22 protein-coding genes and 1 pseudogene are annotated in these 16520 nt (G+C 32.4%); 16 read left to right on the forward strand and 7 right to left on the reverse strand.

Annotation, left to right across the window (positions count from 1 at the left end):
- Positions 1-137: 137 nt before the first annotated feature.
- Positions 138-422, reverse strand: coding sequence for a helix-turn-helix domain-containing protein (locus C7Y47_RS24050; RefSeq protein WP_142510407.1), 285 nt, complete (start codon positions 420-422; stop codon positions 138-140).
- 358 nt (positions 423-780) lie between these two features.
- Complete coding sequence (locus C7Y47_RS24055; RefSeq protein WP_142511060.1) at positions 781-1080, reverse strand: hypothetical protein; 300 nt, start codon at positions 1078-1080, stop codon at positions 781-783.
- 1117 nt (positions 1081-2197) lie between these two features.
- Here C7Y47_RS24055 and C7Y47_RS25945 point away from each other — a divergent pair.
- Positions 2198-2299 carry a DUF3953 domain-containing protein gene (locus C7Y47_RS25945; protein ID WP_436970139.1) on the forward strand — a complete coding sequence of 34 codons (102 nt, stop codon included), beginning with the start codon at positions 2198-2200 and terminating at the stop codon, positions 2297-2299.
- Positions 2300-2545: 246 nt separating this feature from the next.
- Positions 2546-2803: a YjcQ family protein gene (locus C7Y47_RS24065; protein ID WP_142511061.1), complete on the forward strand. Its 258-nt coding sequence runs from the start codon at positions 2546-2548 to the stop codon at positions 2801-2803.
- 64 nt (positions 2804-2867) lie between these two features.
- On the opposite strand, the gene C7Y47_RS26355 is transcribed toward C7Y47_RS24065, so the two are convergent.
- Positions 2868-3875, reverse strand: a complete 1008-nt coding sequence (locus C7Y47_RS26355; protein ID WP_185903600.1) for a hypothetical protein — start codon at positions 3873-3875, stop codon at positions 2868-2870.
- 191 nt (positions 3876-4066) lie between these two features.
- The gene (locus C7Y47_RS24075) at positions 4067-4321 is read right to left on the reverse strand and encodes a hypothetical protein (RefSeq protein WP_142511062.1); all 255 of its coding nucleotides are present in this window, start codon (positions 4319-4321) and stop codon (positions 4067-4069) included.
- Positions 4322-4881: 560 nt separating this feature from the next.
- Here C7Y47_RS24075 and C7Y47_RS24080 point away from each other — a divergent pair.
- The 10 genes from C7Y47_RS24080 to C7Y47_RS25960 all read left to right on the forward strand — a co-directional run bounded on the left by C7Y47_RS24080 (position 4882) and on the right by C7Y47_RS25960 (position 11335).
- Positions 4882-5754: a hypothetical protein gene (locus C7Y47_RS24080; RefSeq protein WP_142511063.1), complete on the forward strand. Its 873-nt coding sequence runs from the start codon at positions 4882-4884 to the stop codon at positions 5752-5754.
- 438 nt (positions 5755-6192) lie between these two features.
- Entirely contained in the window at positions 6193-7167 is a 975-nt protein-coding gene (locus C7Y47_RS24085; protein ID WP_142511064.1) for a hypothetical protein, read from the forward strand.
- A 193-nt stretch (positions 7168-7360) separates the two neighbouring features.
- The gene (locus C7Y47_RS26360) at positions 7361-7699 is read left to right on the forward strand and encodes a transposase (RefSeq protein WP_436970138.1); all 339 of its coding nucleotides are present in this window, start codon (positions 7361-7363) and stop codon (positions 7697-7699) included.
- A gap of 348 nt (positions 7700-8047) precedes the next feature.
- Positions 8048-8104, forward strand: coding sequence for a hypothetical protein (locus C7Y47_RS26210; RefSeq protein WP_366151290.1), 57 nt, complete (start codon positions 8048-8050; stop codon positions 8102-8104).
- On the forward strand, positions 8101-8697 hold the full coding sequence (locus tag C7Y47_RS24100) for a hypothetical protein (protein WP_142511065.1): 597 nt from the start codon (positions 8101-8103) through the stop codon (positions 8695-8697). The genes C7Y47_RS26210 and C7Y47_RS24100 overlap by 4 nt, the downstream gene beginning before the upstream one ends.
- Before the next feature lie 146 nt (positions 8698-8843).
- The gene (locus C7Y47_RS24105; RefSeq protein WP_142511066.1) at positions 8844-9899 is read left to right on the forward strand and encodes a DUF5677 domain-containing protein; all 1056 of its coding nucleotides are present in this window, start codon (positions 8844-8846) and stop codon (positions 9897-9899) included.
- A 187-nt stretch (positions 9900-10086) separates the two neighbouring features.
- The gene (locus C7Y47_RS24110; RefSeq protein ID WP_142511073.1) at positions 10087-10302 is read left to right on the forward strand and encodes an HNH endonuclease; all 216 of its coding nucleotides are present in this window, start codon (positions 10087-10089) and stop codon (positions 10300-10302) included.
- Between the two features lies 1 nt (position 10303).
- Positions 10304-10612, forward strand: coding sequence for a hypothetical protein (locus tag C7Y47_RS24115; RefSeq protein WP_142511067.1), 309 nt, complete (start codon positions 10304-10306; stop codon positions 10610-10612).
- A gap of 251 nt (positions 10613-10863) precedes the next feature.
- Complete coding sequence (locus tag C7Y47_RS25955; RefSeq protein ID WP_255505315.1) at positions 10864-11106, forward strand: M15 family metallopeptidase; 243 nt, start codon at positions 10864-10866, stop codon at positions 11104-11106.
- Positions 11084-11335 carry a hypothetical protein gene (locus tag C7Y47_RS25960; RefSeq protein WP_255505316.1) on the forward strand — a complete coding sequence of 84 codons (252 nt, stop codon included), beginning with the start codon at positions 11084-11086 and terminating at the stop codon, positions 11333-11335. Before C7Y47_RS25955 ends, C7Y47_RS25960 begins: the two co-directional genes overlap by 23 nt.
- 50 nt (positions 11336-11385) lie before the next feature.
- Here C7Y47_RS25960 and C7Y47_RS25280 read toward each other — a convergent pair whose 3' ends face one another.
- On the reverse strand, positions 11386-11565 hold the full coding sequence (locus tag C7Y47_RS25280; protein WP_221887686.1) for a hypothetical protein: 180 nt from the start codon (positions 11563-11565) through the stop codon (positions 11386-11388).
- 116 nt (positions 11566-11681) lie between these two features.
- Entirely contained in the window at positions 11682-12233 is a 552-nt protein-coding gene (locus tag C7Y47_RS24125; RefSeq protein WP_142511068.1) for a hypothetical protein, read from the reverse strand.
- A gap of 446 nt (positions 12234-12679) precedes the next feature.
- On the opposite strand from C7Y47_RS24125, the gene C7Y47_RS24130 reads away from it, so the two are divergent.
- The 4 genes from C7Y47_RS24130 (at position 12680) to C7Y47_RS24145 (ending at position 16015) form a co-directional block, all read left to right on the forward strand.
- Positions 12680-13111, forward strand: coding sequence for a BrxA/BrxB family bacilliredoxin (locus tag C7Y47_RS24130; RefSeq protein WP_142511069.1), 432 nt, complete (start codon positions 12680-12682; stop codon positions 13109-13111).
- Entirely contained in the window at positions 13099-13899 is an 801-nt protein-coding gene (locus tag C7Y47_RS24135) for a class I SAM-dependent methyltransferase (RefSeq protein WP_142511070.1), read from the forward strand. Before C7Y47_RS24130 ends, C7Y47_RS24135 begins: the two co-directional genes overlap by 13 nt.
- Positions 13900-14250: 351 nt before the next feature.
- The gene (locus C7Y47_RS24140; RefSeq protein ID WP_142511071.1) at positions 14251-15012 is read left to right on the forward strand and encodes an ANT(4')-I family aminoglycoside nucleotidyltransferase; all 762 of its coding nucleotides are present in this window, start codon (positions 14251-14253) and stop codon (positions 15010-15012) included.
- A gap of 664 nt (positions 15013-15676) precedes the next feature.
- Positions 15677-16015: an AroM family protein gene (locus tag C7Y47_RS24145; protein ID WP_142511072.1), complete on the forward strand. Its 339-nt coding sequence runs from the start codon at positions 15677-15679 to the stop codon at positions 16013-16015.
- A gap of 270 nt (positions 16016-16285) precedes the next feature.
- Here C7Y47_RS24145 and C7Y47_RS25965 read toward each other — a convergent pair.
- A pseudogene (locus tag C7Y47_RS25965) lies at positions 16286-16438 on the reverse strand (site-specific integrase); the annotation flags it as partial.
- Between the last annotated feature and the right edge of the window lie 82 nt (positions 16439-16520).

Consider the following 16520-nt stretch of genomic DNA (forward strand, 5'->3'; position numbering starts at 1 on the left):
TTCAAACAGTACTCGACAATCTCAATACGTTCCTCAAAAGTTGTCTTTCTTCCTTCTGTCATAGCTTGACTCATTCCTTTACCGGAATCTTTTATTTCACTATGACTAGTATACTTTTTTACCCACCTTTTTAAAACTTAGGTACTACTAATCTCATATTTCGCTAACACTTCCATCTGTGAATAATTCCGTTGAATGTAGTCCTCCACAGCCGCTAACTTTAACTCTTTTGAATAGAATTTACATGAAGTAGCTTCGTGTAATCCATCACGTCCACTTGCCTCATATTTCATTTTCCAGCTATATAAAGTTTGAGGATTTAATGAAAATCTTTCACACAATTCGTTGATAGAATAGTTACCTTCTTCAAACAATTGAAGGATATGTAGTTTTAACTCGAGTGGATGTTTGCTTCGCCCCATAAAAAATACTCCCCTTAGATAAACAGATTTTATTTTTTAATCTGCCTACCTAATAGGGAGCATATCACAAGTTGAGTCAGGGCTTTTTGTGTTTATTCATCATAAGGTTGAAATTTCTTAATTATAAACGATCCCGAGTTAATTACTATATTGGAACTAACTTTTCACGCTTTATAAGTGAGCTTAAAGCCAGACGAGATATTTGTAATTCGTCCAATACCTCAGAAGAAGGTTATAATTCAGATTGTGTTAACTAATAAATTCGTCTTTAGTATTGAAAGAGTAGTTTCGTGTCATTTAATTTCACCACTTGAGTTTTATTTATTAATTTCCAGCCTTGGAAAATTAAGTTTTGTTATTATTGTTCATTTCCCTGAATTTCTTTATTGAAATAATGGATACCTGTATGTCCTCCACCTTCAGCAACCATTTCGTTTGAAGCTATTTTTGTTGGAGATGTTCCAGCTCGTGTAGCTGCTTGAGCAGTTATCCGCTCTGATATGTTTTTGTCCATTTCCGCAGTATTTAAATAGGACTCTAATTTAGCTTTTGCACTATTGAGCATACTTAATGCTTTATCACGGTTTTCTTTTTTACTTAAATAAAATGCTGTTAAAGTTAACCCTGCAATTACAACACCTGTTCTTCGTTTTGCCATGATTAATCCCTCCCTAAAATATAAAATCTGGCTCTATATTTTTTCTTTTCCCTATTTTTTAGGGGACTAAACATAATTTATATATACATTAGAGCTATAACCTTTCGCCTCCATCATTAAAAACAAAGGCCGTTTTCTCAAAGATTGTAGTTAAACGAGTGAGGGTCCCATATGGAAAGAGTATGTTATATTTTGGATTGCAAAATGAAATAGTATAATTAAGCGTAATTTACTTATTTCGTAAGAGGTGCTAAGTTTTAAAAAAATTATTGATTGGACATTCAGAAGATACTGTCCTGGCAATTGGGGAACACATAGGGAAATAATAGGACTCAAAGGTACTGAAATGCGGTCGTCTGAATTATACGAAAATTTTTAGGGAAACAAGTAGAAACCATAGTTGCGCAGTGTCGCAAGAAGATTTGAAGCAATGGTATAAGGTGGAGAAAAAGAAAAGTAGAAAATTATAGAGGAAGGAAAAAGCCCCTTATTTGTTTGCAGCCTTTATATACATAAATGCAGTAGGGGCTTTAGAAACGAGTAAGGGTATAGGAGCATACAACGTTTCGTTTATCGTTTGCGCCGTTTTATTGATGTGGGGCGTGTTTATGACGACAAAATATTACATAGGGATGAAAAAAGAATCGGGTGATGTAAGAGAGAACAATAAGACGTTGATGCATATCGGAATTCTTTTGATAATTTATGGCGTTTATTCTTTTATATCAGTACTTCGACGACTTTAATTACTTTATTTAGATAGTGATTTACTTACATCGATATTTTAAAGTAAGCAACAAGTGTGATTGGGAGATAGACCGACGACCGGCATGCGCCTCTTAAGTTTGTTCAAGACATACTTGGGCGGCCCATATTTTTTAAGAGATTAGGTATCTTAATCAATATTAGTTACAGTCATTTCCATAACCTCTTTTTTATTGTATGATAAATGAAAAATGGAATTTAAGAAGAGTGGGATATTATGCTAAAAATTTTACAAATTGTTTGTTTTTGCAATCATAGCAATATCTCTCTCTGCTTATGACTTATCACACGTGATTACCAGCTGAATTTCCTACTGATATTCTTCTTAGGTTTATTTGTTTTAACTTTAGGAATTAAAGAATTTCTAAGAAAAAGAAAAGTTTATGGTTGGTTAATGATTGCGCTATTTTTATTTTCAGTATATGTGTCAATTCAAAGTTTCATATGGATCTAAATAAAGGAGTGGTGTTCACTCACTATAATTCAGTCAAACTATTATAAACTAAAATACAATTTGCTTTACATATAACGTAGTGTAGCTCTACTACGGTTTCACAGATGAGTTAACTCAAAAATTAAATATTTTACCGCATCAGACGAGCCTTACATCTAGCACCGTAAGGCTTTTTATTATGGAGTCATTATGTGACAAATGTTACCTTTTAATCTATATTATTAAATAGATTGGAGGTAGCATTGTTTGGATAAGGGAAAATTAATATTAGATATTCTAGAAGGATTAATTAATCAGGAAGAGCCTAAATTTTATGATTTTGAAATAGAAAAACAAACATTCGGAGAAATCGTTGAAATGATCCAAGAAAAAGGGTTCATTTCTGGTGCGAGCATTTATCGTGAATGTCTAGAGAATAAAGTAATTTCGGTTTCCTTGTATAACGCCAAGGTTGAATTGAAAGGATTAAATTACATAGAAAATAATATTATGAGTCACATCTAACTGTAGTGAACCCCAAAAGATTAGATTTTTATTCTAACTTTTGGGGTGAAGTACAATTGAGTGACTATTTTTTATTTACTGGTACAACTACTGTTACTTTTTCACCAATAAATCTGTTATCTTTTGAAGCACTATCAAAAACAAATTTTAATTCTTTGACACCTTCTAAACCTTCTTTTCCTAAATTAAAAATAACTTCACCTTTTTGTATCACTTTGCCAATAAATTCGGACTCAAAATGAGAAATTTCAACAATTGAATTGATTTGACGTTTTGTATCAGTAGTCATTTTCGCCGAATTTGGATGGAAACTTAAAGTATCATCAGATAAATTTTCTCCTGTTATAGATAGGATAAGTACATTTGTTTCAGCATCTGTCTCAATCATTTTTTGATCACGTGCAACTAGTTTAGCTGTTTTTATTCCATCAATTAAAAATTCAACATCAGCACTTTTGTATTTTTCAGTTAGTGCTACAAATAAATCAGTGATTGTATATGTACCTGCAAAATCATCTTTCACTACTTCACCAGCATTCGCTTCTGTTAAATTATCTGCTTTATTGGCTTTACTTTCTTTGTTTATTTCAATGTCAGTAGAACCTGTTACAGCTTTTTCTAGTGAAGCCGCATACTTAGCAAATTCGTTATCTTCCATATCACCATTCATTTGTAATAAGAACTTTCCACTTTGATGGGTGTGAGAATAAAACATAGGACTTGAATTTCCTAATTCATCATAATAACCCTTTGCTTTTTTTAGATTTTCTTCATTATCGAATAAAAATATTCGACCACCTGAATCAGCACCAAGAGAAGGAATTAAAATTCGTTTACCTTCTTTTCGAATGTTTCCAAATTCATCATTTGGTAAATCCGAAATTTCTCCTAGGTCTAAATCATCTTTAAAATGTTTAATTACATCATCTGTTGTTTTAGCCAGTACTTTTTGATGCTCTTCAGTTTTAGCACCATTCTCCTTTGGCTTATCGTCCTTTGATGAATCGATTTCACATCCAGCTAATCCTAAGCTTAATACGAATGCTGCACTAAAAATTAATTTTTTCTTCATTAAAAATCCGCCCTTTATATTACCATTCTAGGAAATTTGGAGGGAGAAGTACATAGACAAATAGAAAACTGTAATTAATACCCATTAAATTAGTAACTGCTAAATTGTTAGTGCGGATTAAAATTCATTTTTGGGAGTGTGACAAGCATCGATAACGAAAAGAGAGGGAGACGAGTGTCCTGCTCATTCAATTATGACAAATTCTCCATAATTTCTTGAATAAAAGAGTTTCTATATTCAGAGTCAAAAATATAAACACCTTTTTCATGCGAAATTTGAAGTATCTCTTCAATCTCTGATTTATCATTCTCTTTAAAGGCTTGTTCTACATATTCCAAACCTTGCTTGAAATGTTGAATAAATGTATCACCTTCTTTTTGAATATCGATAGCTAAAAATGGATATGATAATGATGTTTTTGTTGGGATTATTATAGTTTCAAACATATATTTTAGACTTCTAATGGAAAATTTCTTTTTTTAATTCGAATTTTTCAATAAGAGGTAAAATTTCATTCACAAATCTTGCATATCCTCAATATCAGTTAACTTTGTTCCTTCTAAATCATTGTTCACAATAATTTTTTTACTGTTTCAAATTGAATTTGATCTAACAAATTTTTTATATATAAAATTTCTTCTTTGAATGTAGCTCATTCCTCTTTACTTATTTTTCGGTCATCAATAACTGCATCTCCTATTAATTCCCAGTCAATACCCTGGAAATTAAGTATATAAAGAGTAGTTTTAAATAAATTTTGAATCAATAATTCACATAATATTTCTTTTATGGGATAATTACTTAAAAAATGAAAGGAAGCAGGTGATTTTGTGAATGAATTGACTATAAGAATTATGTTAGAAAAATATTATAATTATGTAATTTAGTGGTGTTAAGATTAATTTCTTATAGAGAGTAAACTAATCGATCGAAGAATATATGGGCTATCATTGGATCAGTTTTGTATTTTTAGAAAGGTCAATCTAAAAAAGGAATGTGTTTAGAAGTGAATAGAATAATTTATTACTTATTATCTTTGATTAAATCTTATATTAAGAAAATAGGTGAATATTTTAATAGTAAGGATTTAGAAGATATATTTTCAACATATTTATTATTATTTTTTATTATTACAGGATTAGAGGTATATAATGGGGGAGGGATTTTCCCTATAAGATTAGTTACAGCGTTGATTTTCTTTGTATTATTAATATACATATATATTGTGAGAGTAAAAAAGATGTTTGTAAATGTGCCAAATAGATATAAATATTTAATGATTTTTTGGGGTACATTCTTTTGTTTTTCATTATTTTGTACAATTTTAATAACGGAAGTACATATTATACTTAAATGGTTTTATTTAATTTCATTTATTTTTATGTGGTATTTTACTTTAATGTTTGTAATTTCAAAGTGGATTAACAAATGGTATAAATATAGCCTATTATTCTTATTTTCACCAATAATTGCATTTTTCTCTTGGGTTTTTTTAGGTGGGCTCCTTTCCCTAGTTACAGATAATAATTATTTTGTTTCAGATGAGTTGTTAATCCCTATAACATTAGTATTTTCAATAATAATCATGAATTTTGTTATATATGTTTCTCCATATAATAAAATAGATGAATTAAAAGTTGCCATATACTTCTTACTGGCTATTTTTTCAACTATATCTTATTGTTTTTTCTTATCCGATATTTCAACGAACCTGATATTCGGGTATTGGAATGATGACGCAGAAAAGGAAATTATTAAGCAATTAACCGATTTGATCCTAAAGTGGTTTACTCTACCGTATTTAATCGGTATGGTATGTGGGTGTTTTACAATAGAATTAAAGCAACGAAATTATAAAATGAAAGGAAATATTCAGTAACTCTTTGTTTGCTAATAATTGCTTCAAAAAGAATAAAAGCAACCAAAATTCCGGAAACAGATGAATAACGGTGAAATCGAATCATTATACAATGACGAGAAATCTTGCTATAAAAACTTTTGCGAATACATATGAAAGAGATAAAAGCATGAACGCTTACGATGAATATAAGCGTTCATGCTTTTTTGATTCCTTGATATATCAACTTTTGTAGGGGATAAATGAAGCGAATTTTCGAAAAAAGTCACAGAAAGTAAACAATTATTCTTGTTTTCTTTAAGAGAGTTAAGTATCTACAAATAAATGTATCAACGTTATGATTTATTATGTATAATATTTTTTGGAAAAAGATATTTACCAAAATTGTACATTATTAGAGGTGAGATAAAAAATTTATTTTGAGCATTTTTTTCTTAAAAATAAATGTAGGGGGAAGAAATGGAAGGTTACATACAAATGGCTCTGGGTATTTCTGTATCCATAATAATCTATTTGTTGGGATACAAACAAACAATTGGAGCTAAAAAAGAACGAATTAAAGCAGCAAATAGTGAAATTGAAAAAATATTAATTCGTAGAATAGTGAATGATAATTACAATCTAAATGTCCTTGATATTATACGATTAACCCAAGGGAAAGCAAGGGATTTTATGGTAAGAGTGGAAGACTTACTAAACACCAATGAAATATTAAACGCCCTTTATACAAGAATCATTGAATCTGATTTTATAACAAAGGAACAAAGAGAAAATACTCTTTCTATTTTAAGACCATTGTTAGAAGATGTATATGATGATTTTGGAGGCGGAAGAAGAGTTCGAGTAAAGGTAAAAGATATCTTTTTAAATAAACAGGGATCTATTTCAATTCAACCTGTTATTACTGTAGCAATGGCAATTGTAGCCTCATTACTCGGGTCAATAATTTCTAATCCATCTATATTAAAAGGGGATTTATTAGATATTAATTTTAACTTATTATCAATACCACTTATAGGAAGCTTATTAGGTATTTCGTTTATTTCTCTATTAAAGAGATTTAAAGAATCTCAACAAGAAGTTACAATTAGTAGTACATCAAGAACAATTGAAGAAGCTTTAAATTTTGAAAAAGAAGTTGCTGAAGTAATTTCTAGAAAAACCTATACCGCTTTACCAATGGAACGAAATAAAGAATATGATTTTTTTATCCATAATAATGAGAAAAAAATTATCATTGAAGTTAAACTATGGAAAAGAGGACCTAATATTGGAATGTTAAAAAGAACAATAGAGAGGTTAAAAGATGCAGTTGTAAATGAAAATGCAACTGAAGGAATTATTGTTATTAAGCTTCCATTTAAATTTGATGAAAAATTAATAGAAAGTAATATCAAAATCATGACACTGGATCAATTAAAAAAATATCTTTAATCTTTTTAGTTTAAGTAGAAACTTTTATTTTCATAAGTGAGTTAATTTCATAATCCAAATCCCTTTAGTATCAAGGGTTCTGAAACAATAAAAAACGGGCACCTCCCCAAATTCGGTATAGTGGTAGCGTCTAAACTAAACCATACTGAATGAGGTGAATGCCCTATGACTATTGTAAAACAAATGAGCCTATTTGAATCCAAGAATTAATGGAATGGAAAGTTCCCGTCGTTTTGATACGATTTTTGCCACTTTCGACGTGCAACCTATTTTTCAGTTCTTTTCAAAAAAGACATTACGTGGTGCCCCACGTGAATTAAATTACGGTGCTATGATACAGTCACTCATTGTTCGTATTGTCGAACGGATTCCAACGATTAAGGATTTAATCAAACGTTTAGTCAACGATCCTTTATTTCGATTCGATTGCGGTTTTCTCGTTTCAGACGTGGTTCCATCTGAAGCGTCCTATTCGCGTATGATCGACGTCATTAGTCTATCAGTTGTACTCGATCACATGCAAGATCATTGATTCAAACGGCCTTTATAGAAGGGTTCATTTTATGAAATTGAAAATGGAGACTTACATGAATATTTTAGAGAAAAAGAGGAGTGCAATCAATTTCTAAGCATAACCATAACCAATTAAAAAAGCTATGGCTGCAACCATAGCTCTTCAATAATAAAGGCTTCTCCCTTGCTACCAGTACAAACATTATAGCATAAGGGGGAAGCATTTATGCGTATGAAAGAATTGAATGTGACTATTGACGGAATTCTTTGGATTGATACAATGGAATTACCTGATAATTGTGTAATAATTTTGTCTCAGGGATAAGCAAAGGTTGCTGAGCTCCCTGCATTTACTGAAACAAAAATAGTGACTCATCAAGGTCAGGTAAAACGTGTGAAGTGGGATGAGGGTGAGGAGTTTTGATAGATGCAATATCTAAAGTGGGAAATATAGTGGTATTCTTACTACTTCCCATCTTACTATTTTCATATTTATATTTAATGTTATTGAGTAGGATGGTGAATAGGAGCTCCTTTAAAAAAGCTAAGAAAATATTTAGAAAAAAGAAGAAAGTTCCATTGTTTGAATGGATAGCAGATGAGCCATCAGTTGATGTGTTAATGTATGAGATTCTGAAAAGTGAAACAACATCAAATAATTTAAAAGAAGACCTTTTAAAAATAAAAAATGAGGTTGAGGAATACGTTGGAGATGATATAAACAATTATCTATTATTAAAGGAAATATTAAATCAAAGATTGTCTAGTGGAATAGAATCAATGATGAGAAATTTCATAAAAACAACTTTTGCTTCAATTTTTACATCAGCAATAACTACAATGGTAATAAATAAATTTGAAATAGATTTTGTCAATTCAATTATCTTACTCTTTGGCGTATGCATTGTAATAATGGTTGGTTTCTTTAGCTACAATTTTATGTTCACACGAAAAAGAAATAGAATTGAAATTTTAATAGTCATTCTGGATTCAATTATAACAGATAAGTCTAATTAATTGTTAGAGCCCAGTTCTACCAGCCTTCTGAAGGACAACAATGGGGACAGATAAACAAACAAGGATTGAATATTATTTTTTGAAGAAAAGAAATAATTTTAGCATGATTATGAAAAATTTGTTAATAAGATTAAGAGGAAGAAATTATGGAAGACATTAAGTATTTAATATTAGAAGCAGAGAAATTAAAAAAAGAAATATTCAAAGATATTCCTAACGATGAAGGTGGACCAAAAATAAGTAAAGTTATTCCTTTATTAATTTTTAATAAAATTCTAGATAATATTCAATCTATAATAGTTTTGTATGAAAATAATGAGAAAAATACAGGGGATACAGTACTTTCTATATCTAGGGCTATTTTGGAAAATTACTGGGGGCTATTATTTATTTTAGAAACTGATTCGGAATTTAGGGCATTAGCATACTATTATTATTCCCGTTTAGAGGATGCAGAAAATAATTTAAAACAATATGATTTTTTCAAAACTCAGTATAATGAAAAAAAGAGTGATTATTTGACCTCTATAGAACTTTGTAAAAATGATTTGAACCTTTTGGAAATTGCCAGAAATCGTTGTATCAATAATAAAGCATTTGTTACAAATACAACGATATTAATAAAAAATAATGATGAATTTAGTGATAAAGCAAAGTCGATAATTGAATATGATACTTCAAGAATTGAAGAATATAATGGTTTGATTAATGAAAAAGAAAAACAAATTAATGATATTTTGCATAAAATTAAAAAAATAGAAGAAAGTATTGTTAAAATTGATGAAGAAATCCTTTTTTATCAACAGCGTCTGGATTATTTAAATAATGATGATAAATTTAATGATATACGGGATGAAATAATAAATGTAAAGAATGTTAAGTATGTTAAATGGTATAGTTTGAAAACCAATTATGGTTCTTTATATAAATTAGCTTCCCATTTAAGTTTAAATGATGAATATGATACTACATATGCTATGCTGTCACTTGAAACACATTCTTTAAATGCCACTAAAGGAATTGTGGAAACAATTGAAGGTTATAGATTAAGAACTGAAGAAGATGTCGTTCATACAAAAGAGCTGGCAGCATCTATAGGATTTGGGTACCTTTCAAAAATCATTAAACAATTATTAAAATTCTATGATAAGGAAGATCAGTTTAAAAAACTTCAAACAGAAATGGTGGAATTTTACAAATAGTTCTACCAGCTCACTGGAGGACAACAAATGATAGCAGCAAACGCTGTTTTCACTTGTTGTCCTCTTTTTTATTTCCTTGAAAGTGGATTTTAAAGAACGTAAACAAGAACTGATGATGTTCATCTATAAAGGTGAGTTGATGAAGTTCTATAAGAGCAGAGAGTGGATGGAGTAAAGCCAAATAGCGCTGAAGCGAGACCATTACGAATGCCAACTATGCAAGGCAGCTGGTGGTTATCACAAAGCAGAGAACGTTCATCATTTGAAAGAAGTGAAGACTCATCCACATCTATCCTTAACTTTAAGTAACCTACAGTGCTTATGCATTAAGTGTCATAACGATGTACATGATCGTCTAGCGTCAAGAAGGGCGCTTAAGTTTACCAATGAAGAGAGATGGTAGCATGAATCTAACTGATGGGACATGGACATATGACACAGATATTATAGATGCAGTCATTCGGAACTCACAACGTGATTGGTATGAGCGAGACATGCTGAATGCTTTCACCCGCTATGCTTACTATCGATACAAGCAAATAAGAGATTGTGTTAACGCTTGTAAGTGTAAGCACATGACAGTAGATAAAGTGCGTGAGCAATTAAAATCAGCTGATAAACTTCAATTCACGTGTGAACTGTTACGAATTACAGCTGATGAAGTGAATTACATTGTGGAATTCGCTGAACAGCATTTGAAGTATGTAAAATAACACCCCCGGGTAAAAAAATACGTGATTTATTAAGGGAAATGTCAACGAGTAGGGTTCAGGAATGAATATATTTTCAGATTTCCGCGCGACAACATGCACACTAAATTGTTGATGAATAAATATGCAATGGGAAAGGTGGACGGTAAGGGTGCAAAGTCATGAATTAGCATTTGAAGAGTATTATAGGGCTGGGATTCGTAACAACTTCGTTACAGAAACTTTTTGTAGCCAAGCACGACAAAATTACCTAAATGCTCAAGAACGTACTTGACCGGGGCAAATTGTTACTTGGACACTCAAAAAGCAATCATAGTAGCCGCTTAGCATGGGACATTGCAGTTGGTCCTCCACAATCTCTATACGATGTGACAACGCTCAAGCGAGTAGGTGCTATCGCTCGTAAGCTAGGTATTACATGGGGCGGCAAATGGGTAGGTATATTGATAGACCGCATTTCGAGGTTAAATCATCTTGGAAATGCCTACAGGCTTTAAGTTAGAAGAACAAGTAATCGTTCCAAGTAACAGCAAAATGCAAGTCCAAGTGACAAATTGGAATCCAGGTTCACAAACTATGAAAACAGAAGCTGAAAACTATATAGCACAGGCAGTTAAGGATGGTATTATTCAAGCTTCACATTTGAAAGATTTACAAAGTGGAGCAATGACCGCTGATCGTTTGATTGGGTTGTATATTACGATTCAACAAAGACGTAGTAAATAAGTAGAATGATGACCAGCAAAGCTAATTTTAGCCGAGCTGGTCTTTTTTTATTACTTTTCAAGTTTAACTTTATAATTTCTATATAATAGAGCAATTAACAATATGGTTGCCAATATCAAAATTACTATTAGGAAAATTCTTGTAGTTAAATCTAGTTCATTATTAATTATTAGAAAACCTGTAGTTAAACCAATAACTATACCTAAAAGTGTCATTAAAAAGTTTGTCATTATAAAGTCACCCTCCTATATAAAATTAATATTTATAAATTATAAATATTAATTTTATCATTCTCTCTTTTAAAAAGAAAAGGCTATCTCAATCAATGAGAAAGCCTTTTTCCAATTTATCCTACATATACTTTTGCTTGAGCAGTTCTGTTTGGATCCCAATAATATTTAGTTAATTTCATAAGTTTCTTAAAATCGCCACCGTTAGGATAATAACAATTATAATATTCAATTGCACCATACATAGTATTTGGTGCTTTAATTGCTTCTAAAATACCGATAATTAACCCTAATGGGATACTAATTCTAGGATCTTTAATCTCAACTGACGCTACAGCCCAAGGAAGCCCATTTATCAATCCATTAATATAGTTGTATGGTGTAGTATCAAATTCTTGTTTATACCAAAATACACAATTTTCTTCTTGTGGTACAGCGTATTGAATGAATTTTGGAGTTTCCTGTGATTTAAGAAGACATGCAGCTTCATCTACTAATTTTCCGTCTGCATCTATCAATTCTTTATTTACAAAAACATTTTCTTCGTACTCTATGTACTCAGGTTCAGTAGTTTCAGTTGAAGCTGAAGCTTCTTCAACGAAAATACTTGATAGAGATAGAAACGCTAATATCCCTAAAAAAGTTAAAAATTTATTCCTATTCCACATAAGAGTAAAACCCCTTTTTTTTCTAATTATATGCTAACATAACCGATTTTTCAAATTAATCTGAATTTAAAGAATAGACAAACTAATCTGATTTGGTGATAACTAGTGAAGAATCTTAATTAATAATAAATGCAAAGACCAGACGCTCAAGGTGAGTACCTTTGCTCTTTGTGTTTAATAGCTTCTTTAAAAATCTCATCGGGATTATAAAAATAATTGTAGTGATGACTGCAATTATTAATATTCCAACAATGAAATCCATTTTTTAGGTGTGTAACAGGTATTTAACAAACTAATCCTCGTTCCACAAAAAAGTCACCAAAATCACGAAAAAGTCACATTTCCCCCGAAAACGCATGAAATCGGGCAAAAGGCAAGTCTTTGTACATTCGTGAGAAACCTTGCTATAATAACCTTTGCGAATACATATGAAAGAGGGTAAAAGCATGAACGCTTACGATGAATATATGAAACAGGTAGTGAAGCCAATGCGCGAGGAGTTAGTGGGTGCCGGATTTACGGAGCTTACGACGGCTGATGCGGTGAATGAGTTTATGGCGGAGGCGAAGGGGACTTCGTTGGTTGTGATTAACTCGGTTTGTGGTTGTGCGGCTGGGTTGGCGCGTCCGGCTGCTCGTGAGGCAGTGGAGGCGGTGAAGCCTGATCATCTTGTGACTGTTTTTGCAGGTCAGGATCCTGAAGCGACTGTTGCGATGCGTAGCTTTTTTGAGGATGTGCCACCAAGTTCACCGTCGATGGCGATTTTAAAGGATGGGCAATTGGCATACTTTATTCCACGTGAACAGATTGAAGGGTTCCCTGTGGAGCAAATCGTTTCACATTTAACCGGTGTTTTAGAGCAAACATGCGAGAAGTAAAAACGATTGTTACAACAGCGGGCAGACCAGACGATTTATCGTTGGGGCTCGCTGCTTTTGCGTGTAAACAATTAGATGTATCGTTTGAGCCGAGAAAAAAGCGTTCTGTTCGGAAAATCTCTCAGGAATTGCATGCACATGTAATCGTTGCTGGGAAAAATCGTTTTGAGTATTATGCTTTTGGAGCAAATGAGCCATTTTTCTTTCATCCAAATTCAGCGGCGTTTCGCTTAAAGCGTGTAGCTCGTGGGGAAGCGGAGCCGTTTTTGGAAGCGGCACAGCTTAAAAAAGGAGATTCAGTGCTTGATTGTACATTGGGACTTGCTGCAGATGCAATGCTGGCGGCTTTTACAGTTGGCGAAGCGGGGCGAGTCGTTGGACTAGAAGCGAATCCTAATGTGGCCTTTATAGTTGAGCAAGGAATAAAATCCTATGATACGACTGAATTGCCGTTAACTGCATGTATGCGTCAAATTGAAGTGGTGCAGGCTGAAGCAGTTAACTATTTGAAAACTTTGCCGGACAATACTTTTGATGTCGTGTATATGGATCCGATGTTTGAAGAGATTATTGAAGAAGCCAATAATTTTGAAGCATTACGCTTAGCTGGGGAACATGTGACATTAACGGATGAATGGGTAAGTGAGGCGAAACGAGTGGCGAGAAAACGAATAGTGTTAAAGGCTCATTTTCGTTCAGAATGGTTTGCCAAATATCATTTTCAGCAATACGAACGACCAACTGCTAAGTTTCATTTTGGCGTTCTAAATGTTGACTGCAGTAAATAAAGATTGTTTTTTCAAGAGGTTTGTTCATTTTGAACGGGCCTCTATTTTTGGTGTGAAATTTTGGATGTGGTAATATGAAGCAGTATTGGTTGTTACTAATTTAAATGTTCTTTTATTATCTAAAAGGCATAGTTATATTAGTGTATTTAGTAGAATAAGAAGAATGCTGCTAGAAATATCTTTATATAAGAATATCATTTAACGGGATGGAGAATGAGTATGAACCAGATAATGAATGTTTATTCGGAAAGGTGGTTTTGTACATGACGGCAGATAAGATTCCTCGTTAAGCTCGTGGTCCTCCGCGGCCAATTATTATCTCATTTAAATAATTAACAAGGAGAGACAAATATGATTGGTCCGGAAAAAGTAACGAGAGAAAAAAGGATGGAAGTTGCTTATTCAATTGCAAATCAAGTTTTAGAGAGATATGGTTCAAAGGTTCAAGCAATTGGTCTTTATGGTTCGTTAGCACGAAAAACAGATGGACCATTTTCAGATATAGAAATTAAATGTATTTTAAACGCTTTAAATGAAAGCTTTAGCTATGAATGGACGGCAGGGGACTGGAAGGCAGAAGTAAATTTTGACAGCGCAGAAGATATTATCGAAGAAGCGACGGCAGTTGATGAAGAATGGCCGCTGACGCATGGACAATTTTTCAACATTGTACCTATTTATGACCCAAAAGATTTTTTCTCTGATCTTAAAGTAAAAGCGAGCTTAGTGGATAGCTTGATGTTTAAAGAAGCCATTTGTCGAACATTAGTGGAAGAAATGTATGAGTACATGGGGAAATTAAGAAATATTGAAGTGCAAGGTCCGAAAACATTTTTACCGATTTTAGCGATGAAAATTGCAACAACAGGCGCGATGATTTTAGGGTTACACCATCAACGCTATTTTACAACTTCTGCGCAAGTGCTACCTGAGGCATTGACGTTTACAGATCAACCGGAGGGGTTTGATGTTCTTTGTGAGCTGGTGATGTCTGGGCAGCTGTCGAATCCACAGCAAATTATCACAGTCTGTGAAAATTTTTGGCATGCTTTATTAACATGGTCTATTCAACATGGGTATTTTATTGAATGTTCAACTGTTATACCTTGGTAACTTAAAATGAATTATTTACTTTTTTGAAACTCTGTGATATAATATAAATCGTGCTATTTTAGGTGGCATATTTACGTAATCTGGAATTCTGCTTTTTGTTTTTGAAGATACTTATTCACACTGGCGCATGCTTTGGGGCTGCAAGGACGCAAAAGAAGGTTGGGTTTGCGTTGCTTAAGTTAGAAAGCACACAGTGGAATTTTACCGCGGTGATGAAACTAAATGTTTCAATATAATATTCCCCAGATGATTGGGTTGAGACTTTACAATTTACGAAAAATGTTGCCTATTAAATACTAAAGGGGTGGCTTCGCAAAAGCGGGGCTGCCCCTTGTCTAATTTTCGGATAGAAAAGCTGAAGTGACGGAAAGAACCATCGAAAAGACACATAGAAGAGCCTAACAGTAGACCGATTATGTCTACTTTTTTATGTAATAAATTTCTAGTTGTCGCATCCTATATAGTTCTTTTTTATAATTTTTCAGATGAATATTTCATTATACAATGTAAAAATGGCTAAATTGATTTGCAAACCATTTATCATGTTCAAAAGCATTGCGGTCTGCTAATATGTGATGTTATGGATAGGGTGTGAAATCTTTATTATTTGAATATTCCTGCTTTTCGAGATGTATTAGACATCCAAAAGTAGGGGTGACTATAAATGAATAAAGTCGGTTTTTTGACTCAATCTTCTCATTCAGACATTACACCAACATTTAAAGAAATATTTCATAAAGATATAGAAATTGTTGAAAGAGGAGCATTAACTTCCTTAAACGAGTTTAATTATCCCATTAGAAGTACGCTTAAAAGTAGTAAGAGGTTTCGGATAATATCACAGTTACCAGATGATTATGGCAACTTTGAAGCAGCAGCCCGTTATTTTAAAGATTACAGAGTGGATCTAATTATTTTAGATTGTATGGGATGCAATGAAGAGAGAAAAGAGAATGGTATTTTAACAATTTTGCCACCAATACTTATAAATCAAAGAATATGAAAAGTATTCCCAGACTGTAGGCTATAGATAAATTTAGTCTACAGTCTCTTTTATTTTGCCGAAAAAATTAATTGTATGAGAGGAGGTATGAGAGAAGATTCGTCAAGTAGCTCAAAAAGTTCGGGACTGTGAACGGAAGAATTGGCTATCAAAGTAGAAAAGTCCGCAAGCTCGCGGACTTTCTTTGTAAAAAAGGAATTGTATTAGTTCGTGTAACATTTATAAAATGATAAAAGTATTGATTTATCAACGTTTACACGACTTTTTAAATTAATTAGCCCCACTTTTAGCCCCAGTTTCGATTTCTAAGCTTTTGCTGAACACTTCCATTGTCTGTTCTTCCAACTCTTTCATTACGTGGCCGTAAATTTGGTAAATCATTGCTGGGGTATTGCCTAAACGTTCAGCAATCACCTTTACGTTTTGTCTATAAATGCTAATTTAAATATGTACATTCCTGCTTGAATAACTATGTACAAAAATGCTCTTTCATTTCATACTAATA

The organism is Lysinibacillus sphaericus, from assembly GCF_006864135.1.
Classification (GTDB): Bacteria; Bacillota; Bacilli; order Bacillales_A; family Planococcaceae; genus Lysinibacillus.

Excerpts from the sequence above, each read along its gene's own strand:
- C7Y47_RS24145 (WP_142511072.1), top strand. The coding sequence starts at position 15,677 with ATGAATAAAGTCGGTTTTTTGACTCAATCTTCTCATTCAGACATTACA.
- C7Y47_RS24115 (WP_142511067.1), top strand. The coding sequence starts at position 10,304 with ATGAATCTAACTGATGGGACATGGACATATGACACAGATATTATAGAT.
- C7Y47_RS24085 (WP_142511064.1), top strand. The coding sequence starts at position 6,193 with ATGGAAGGTTACATACAAATGGCTCTGGGTATTTCTGTATCCATAATA.
- C7Y47_RS24050 (WP_142510407.1), bottom strand. The coding sequence starts at position 422 with ATGGGGCGAAGCAAACATCCACTCGAGTTAAAACTACATATCCTTCAA.
- C7Y47_RS24130 (WP_142511069.1), top strand. The coding sequence starts at position 12,680 with ATGAACGCTTACGATGAATATATGAAACAGGTAGTGAAGCCAATGCGC.
- C7Y47_RS24125 (WP_142511068.1), bottom strand. The coding sequence starts at position 12,233 with ATGTGGAATAGGAATAAATTTTTAACTTTTTTAGGGATATTAGCGTTT.
- C7Y47_RS26355 (WP_185903600.1), bottom strand. The coding sequence starts at position 3,875 with ATGAAGAAAAAATTAATTTTTAGTGCAGCATTCGTATTAAGCTTAGGA.
- C7Y47_RS24140 (WP_142511071.1), top strand. The coding sequence starts at position 14,251 with ATGATTGGTCCGGAAAAAGTAACGAGAGAAAAAAGGATGGAAGTTGCT.
- C7Y47_RS25955 (WP_255505315.1), top strand. The coding sequence starts at position 10,864 with ATGCTCAAGAACGTACTTGACCGGGGCAAATTGTTACTTGGACACTCA.
- C7Y47_RS25280 (WP_221887686.1), bottom strand. The coding sequence starts at position 11,565 with ATGACAAACTTTTTAATGACACTTTTAGGTATAGTTATTGGTTTAACT.
- C7Y47_RS24105 (WP_142511066.1), top strand. The coding sequence starts at position 8,844 with ATGGAAGACATTAAGTATTTAATATTAGAAGCAGAGAAATTAAAAAAA.
- C7Y47_RS24055 (WP_142511060.1), bottom strand. The coding sequence starts at position 1,080 with ATGGCAAAACGAAGAACAGGTGTTGTAATTGCAGGGTTAACTTTAACA.
- C7Y47_RS24135 (WP_142511070.1), top strand. The coding sequence starts at position 13,099 with ATGCGAGAAGTAAAAACGATTGTTACAACAGCGGGCAGACCAGACGAT.
- C7Y47_RS24075 (WP_142511062.1), bottom strand. The coding sequence starts at position 4,321 with ATGTTTGAAACTATAATAATCCCAACAAAAACATCATTATCATATCCA.